This window comes from Catonella sp., assembly GCF_052173895.1.
Classification (GTDB): domain Bacteria; phylum Bacillota; class Clostridia; order Lachnospirales; family Lachnospiraceae; genus Catonella.
Window position 1 is genome coordinate 1 of sequence record NZ_JBQMXS010000070.1, and the last position, 5,641, is coordinate 5,641.

Consider the following 5,641-nt stretch of genomic DNA (forward strand, 5'->3'; position numbering starts at 1 on the left):
TTTAGAAGTAACAAGATAGGAATATTATAATATATTTTGAATTTTCAGACAATGATAAAGTGCACAAAGTTTGGAAAGTTTAATGTACAGAATAGACAAAAATAAAATATTTATCCCCCCTAATTCTCCTCACGCAATTTGACAATATTAGCTGCTTTTCTTCTCCTGTCTTCCTCAATGGCAGCATAGTGTTTTTTTGTAGTATTTACATCTTTGTGACCAAGAACATCGGCTACCAAATAAATATCTCCGGTTTCTCTATATAGACTTGTACCATAGGTACTTCGAAGTTTATGGGGAGTTATTTTTTTCAGTGAAGTAACAAGACCGGCATATTTTTTAACAAGAATTTCTACAGCTCTTACACTGATGCGTTTTTTTTGTATAGATAGAAAGAGGGCATTTTTATGTCCATCTACTGCATTTATCTTCTTTCTTTCTTCTATATAATTTATCAGAGCTTTTTCAGTCTCACTTCCAAAGTAAACAACTGTTTCATATCCTCCCTTTCTATGAACTTTAACTCCATTAGTTTTAAAATCTATGTCTGAGATATCTATACCTACACATTCAGAAACTCGTATACCTGTGCCAAGCAGCAGAGTGATGATGGCTAAATCACGAATTGAGTTTTTTTCATGAAATCTATGCTGAACTTTTGAAAGCCCTTCTCCGGACTCTATATTATCAAGTAGACTTGCCACTTCATCAGCCTCTAAGCGTACTATAGCCTTATCATGTAGTTTGGGAGTATCTACTAATACACTTGGATTAGTTTTAATGCGTTCCTTTTTATAGTAGTATTTATAAAAGGTTCTAAGGGCTATTAGTTTACGTTTAATTCCTTTTTCCTTATTCCCATGTTCTGTACCGTCTTTAATATAATATCTTATATAAGAAATATATTCCTCAATATCTACGGCTTTTAGACTGTCAAGAATATCAATACCAATATTTTGTATATTAATATTTGTAAGAGATGGGTTAACTTCTTTAATCCAGTTAAAAAATACTATAAGGTCATAAGCGTAGGCAATACGAGTTCTAGAGGCTGTAGTTGATTCAATTCCTCTAAAAAAGTCTGATGCAAATTTTGGGAGCTTTTTTAATAGTTCTCTTAACTTTAATTCATTTTCAATATCAATTTGCTGGCTATATGTATGTTCTGCCATGTGAACTCCTTAATTTATAAACATTTATAGCAAAATTATAGCATATATAATAAATATAGTCAAAATGACATAATTTTAACACTTGAAAAATTTATTATTTAACAGTAAAATTGTTCGGTATATTTATTATGATTGGAGTAAAACAATGAATTTTAAAAAGATAATTACATTTATATCGGTGTTGGGATTGTTAAGCTGTAGCTTTCCTAATATGTCATTTGCAGATAATATAAAAATAAAATATGATAATAGACAGATTAATTATTCTGATACACAGGTTCAGTATACAATAAATGGTTCTAAAATAAAGTCTAAATATCCGGGTATTATAATAGAGCAGATTTCTCTTGCCAGTGTAAAAGAAATTTTTGTAGATTCTAAGATAGGGCTTTCTTACAAGTTTAATAAAAAATCTAAAACTGTAGAATTAAAAAGAGATAAAATCAAACTTGTACTTACCTTAGACTCCTATACAGCTAAGGTAAACGGACAGCTTGAAACAGTTCCTATTGTACCTAGGCTTATAAAATTCAACAATAACGTATCGAAGGTATATGTTCCTGCAAGATATGTGGCTCAAAAATTTGGCTTAACTTATGATTGGGATAGTAGTACCGGAATTGCATCTATGACCGGCAAAACTGTAAAAAAAACTAAGAAAAAATCTTCACAAAAAACTAATAATAAAACTGTTAAAAAAACTAATAAAGAAACTTTTGTATATAACGGAAAGACTTACAATGTAAAGGGTAAAAAAGTAATATTTAACATAGATAATGTAAAACTTAATAACGCAAAGCTGCCCGGAGTTTATATAGGCAAAACTTTAATGGCACCTGTTAAAAAAATTTTCTTATCAAATATGTCCGAAGGTAGTTATTCTTATAACAAAGCTACAAAAAAAATAACTTTGGGATTAGATGATAATATTTTAACAATGACTTTAGGAAGTAAAACAGCTGATTACAATGGAACTCAGGTAATGCTTAGTAAAGCTCCTAATGATATCATACTGAATTTTTCAGGAAAAAATGGTATTTATGCACCTATAGAAGATATTTGTAACTTGTTTGAAATTGATATTGAAACTGATCAATCCGTAAGTTTATTAACCTTTCCGGATATTGATGAGGCTGAGGAAATTATTGTTGAAAAACCTTTAGAAACAAATACGAAAAATGATAAAAAAGAAAATGATATAAAAGAAGATAACAAAAAAGAAGAAGATAAAACTGATAATACTAACACAGCAAAACCTTCTGAACCTTTTAATGCAAGTAACTTTCCGTTTAGTTGGAAGAGGAAGGGTGCAGCTGTTCCCGTTTCAGCTTTATCAGCTGTTCAGAGCTTAGCTGGTAAACAGAATAACTCATCAGATTCATCCATTGTTGATATAAAAAGTCTTCCGGCAAGCACCGAAGGTCCCTTTGATACTTATCTTATTACATCTACAATGGGATTTTCAGGTATAACAGGAAATTTGAATAATAATCATTTGTTGTTAAATCTTGAGAAAATAACCTCAAATAATGGACAGGTATATGCATCAAATATACGAACAACATCTTCTATAACTACAGTATATAATGCTGAAACACGCACTACCAGTGTAGATTTTTCCCTTGTTGCAGGAGTTATTGGATATGATATGTCACTATCTGAAGACAGTAAAACACTTACCTTGAAAATATACAAAAACACGATTGAAGAAATCAATGGTAATTACAATAATGGTAACTATACCTTTACTTTTACAGGACTTGCACCGTTAACATTGCAGGAAAATGGAAGTTCTGATAGTAATATTGATTTTAGTATACATAATATTATTGATATGATAGGTTCAGGTTCTTATGCAAATTATGCAAATCTTTCTGGAGAAGATATAAGCTTATTTACTTATTTTAACAATGGAATAGAAGAGAGCAGGATTTCACTATCCAAGTCCTCTAAGCTTAAATATTATACTAAGCAGACAGGTAATTCTGTAAGCCTGATACTTTCAAAATCTGTATTATCCAAAGTTAATGGAGCAGTAGTACAACTACCTGATGGAATTAGTGAAGACGATATTGAACATGAAGATAATTATTTTTCAAATAATTTTACTGTGACACTTCCGGGGGATGTAAGAAGTTATTATAATGCAAATCCGGTACAGTATGATAATAATAAGGTAAGTAATGTCACTGTAACATTAAATGACGATGGAGATACAGTGCTTACTTTCTATACTACCAAACTTTATGCCTATAGGCTTAATTTTGCAAAAAATAAGATAAATATAGCAATAGATAGGGCAAAAAAATTATACTCTAAAGTAGTTGTAATAGATCCAGGACATGGTGGACAGGATCCGGGAATGCTTAGTATGAATGGAATATATAAAGAAAAAAATGTAGTTCTTTCAATAGGTTATACATATTTACGAAATTATCTTGATGAAGATGAAGACTTAAAAGTATATTGGACAAGAAAAGATGATACATACCCAACATTGAAGGAGAGAGCTGCCTTCCCAAGTAAGGTGGATGCAGACTTATTTATAAGTATTCATATGAATTCCTTTAATACTACAAAGCCAAATGGAACGGAGGTATATTATTCAACAAGAAATAATGCCATACAGCCAAATGGACTTTCCAGCTATACTATGGCAAGTATGTTTTTAAAAAATATTACTTCAACACTTAAAATGACAAATAGGGGAGTGAAGAGTAATATTTATGTAGTAACTAATATGAATACTGTTCCTGCAGTACTTATTGAATTTGCTTTTTTGACAAATCCGGATGATTTAAAAAAATTCAGCAAGCTTGAAACTCATGATAAATCTGCCGAAATATTATATAATACCATAGAAGAAATATTTGATAATTATCCTACAGGAAGATAGAAGGAGAGAAGATTTGAGTAAATATATAAAGAGGTTAATTATAATAACCATGGTCTTACAGCTGTTTTTTAATATATTTTACAGTTGTGAAGTATATGCAAAAGATGATGTCGAACCGGTAATAAATTGTTCTGTATACCGAGACCAAAATAATGGTAAATTAAAAATGAAGATTATTGTAACTGATAATAAGGCAGTTACAGTAATCAAATATTCAACTGGTAGCCACAGAATGTCATTTTTTAAGGATTCATTTTATGCAAAAAAAAATAAAAGTGTATCGCTCTCATCATCTAAAAAGGTAACAACAAGTATAAATGTTAAGGAAAATGGCATTTACACCATATATGCTATGGACAAGGCTGGTAATAGTGTAGTACAAAGAATCAAGATTAAGCCAAATTCTAACAACAATAGTAGTAATTCTAATACCACTGATACCTCTAATAGTACAGGAAATAAAGACAATAATATGGTATCTTCAGATGAGGTTAGGGCTGTTTGGATTACATTTTTAGAATTTGACAGCAAAGGATATACAGAAAGTGATTTTACTAATCAAATAAACAGAATGTTTGATAAAATATCTGCTGATGGAATGAATCATATATATGTGCATGTAAGACCATTTAGTGATGCTATGTATCGTTCAGCTTATTTTCCTTGGTCAAAGTACATTTCGGGCAAGCAAGGTTTAGATCCAGGATTTGATCCTCTAAAAATTATGACGGATGCTGCACATATTAGAAAATTAAAAATTCATGCTTACATTAATCCATACAGAGTTTCAACAGAAACAGAGTTTCCGAATTTGTCCAAAAATAATCCTGCTTATAGATGGCTAAATGATGATGATGAAGATAATGATAGGAATATACTGAAATTTGGTAAGATGTATTACTACAATCCTTCATCCTCTGATGTTATAAATTTAATTAAAAATGGTGTGGCTGAGATTGTTAAAAACTATGAAGTTGATGGAATTATTTTTGATGATTACTTCTACCCTTCATTAGGAAACAATTATTCTTCCAAATTCGATTCAAAAGAGTATAAAGAATATGCAAATGATACTGAGAATCCACTTTCTATCGTTGATTGGCGAAGAAATAATATAAATAAGATGGTACAAGCTGTATATAAAACAGTTAAAAACTCCGGTAACAATAAAACTTTCGGAATAAGTCCAGCAGGTAATATAAATAATTTAAGAGCTAAAGACAAATATTATGTTGACATAGACAGATGGGGCAGGGAAACCGGATTTGTTGATTACATTGCTCCACAGCAATACTGGGGATTTGAACATAGCGTATGCCCGTTTGAAGAAAATGTCAATAAATGGATGGCTGTAGTTACCAATCCTAATGTAAAATTATATGTTGCCTTACCTATGCACCTTGCACAGGCTCAAGAAACTGAGGAATGGAAAAATAACCATGATATTTTAGGAAAAATGGTATCAAGCCTTAGAAATAAATCATTAAAAGGATTTTCGCTTTACAGATATAACTATATGAAAGAAGAATATCTTAAAAAATCCGGTGCTATGGATGAATATCGTAATTTGATT

3 protein-coding genes are annotated in these 5,641 nt (G+C 30.5%); 2 read left to right on the forward strand and 1 reads right to left on the reverse strand.

The window, feature by feature from the left end; all coding sequences use genetic code 11:
• Positions 1–119 precede the first annotated feature (119 nt).
• Positions 120–1,172, reverse strand: coding sequence for a tyrosine-type recombinase/integrase (locus ACTTG8_RS09525; protein ID WP_442561879.1), 1,053 nt, complete (start codon positions 1,170–1,172; stop codon positions 120–122).
• A gap of 145 nt (positions 1,173–1,317) precedes the next feature.
• Between ACTTG8_RS09525 and ACTTG8_RS09530 the strand changes: the two genes are divergently transcribed.
• Positions 1,318–4,068 (forward strand): N-acetylmuramoyl-L-alanine amidase, encoded by a 2,751-nt coding sequence (locus tag ACTTG8_RS09530; protein WP_442561880.1) that lies wholly within the window; start codon positions 1,318–1,320, stop codon positions 4,066–4,068.
• Positions 4,069–4,081: 13 nt separating this feature from the next.
• Positions 4,082–5,641, forward strand: a 1,560-nt coding sequence (locus ACTTG8_RS09535) for a glycoside hydrolase family 10 protein (protein WP_442561881.1), incomplete at its 3' end; no start/stop codon positions are given.

Bases quoted from the DNA above. Each gene is read 5' to 3' on its own strand.
- ACTTG8_RS09530 (WP_442561880.1), top strand. From the start codon at position 1,318: ATGAATTTTAAAAAGATAATTACATTTATATCGGTGTTGGGATTGTTA.
- ACTTG8_RS09525 (WP_442561879.1), bottom strand. From the start codon at position 1,172: ATGGCAGAACATACATATAGCCAGCAAATTGATATTGAAAATGAATTA.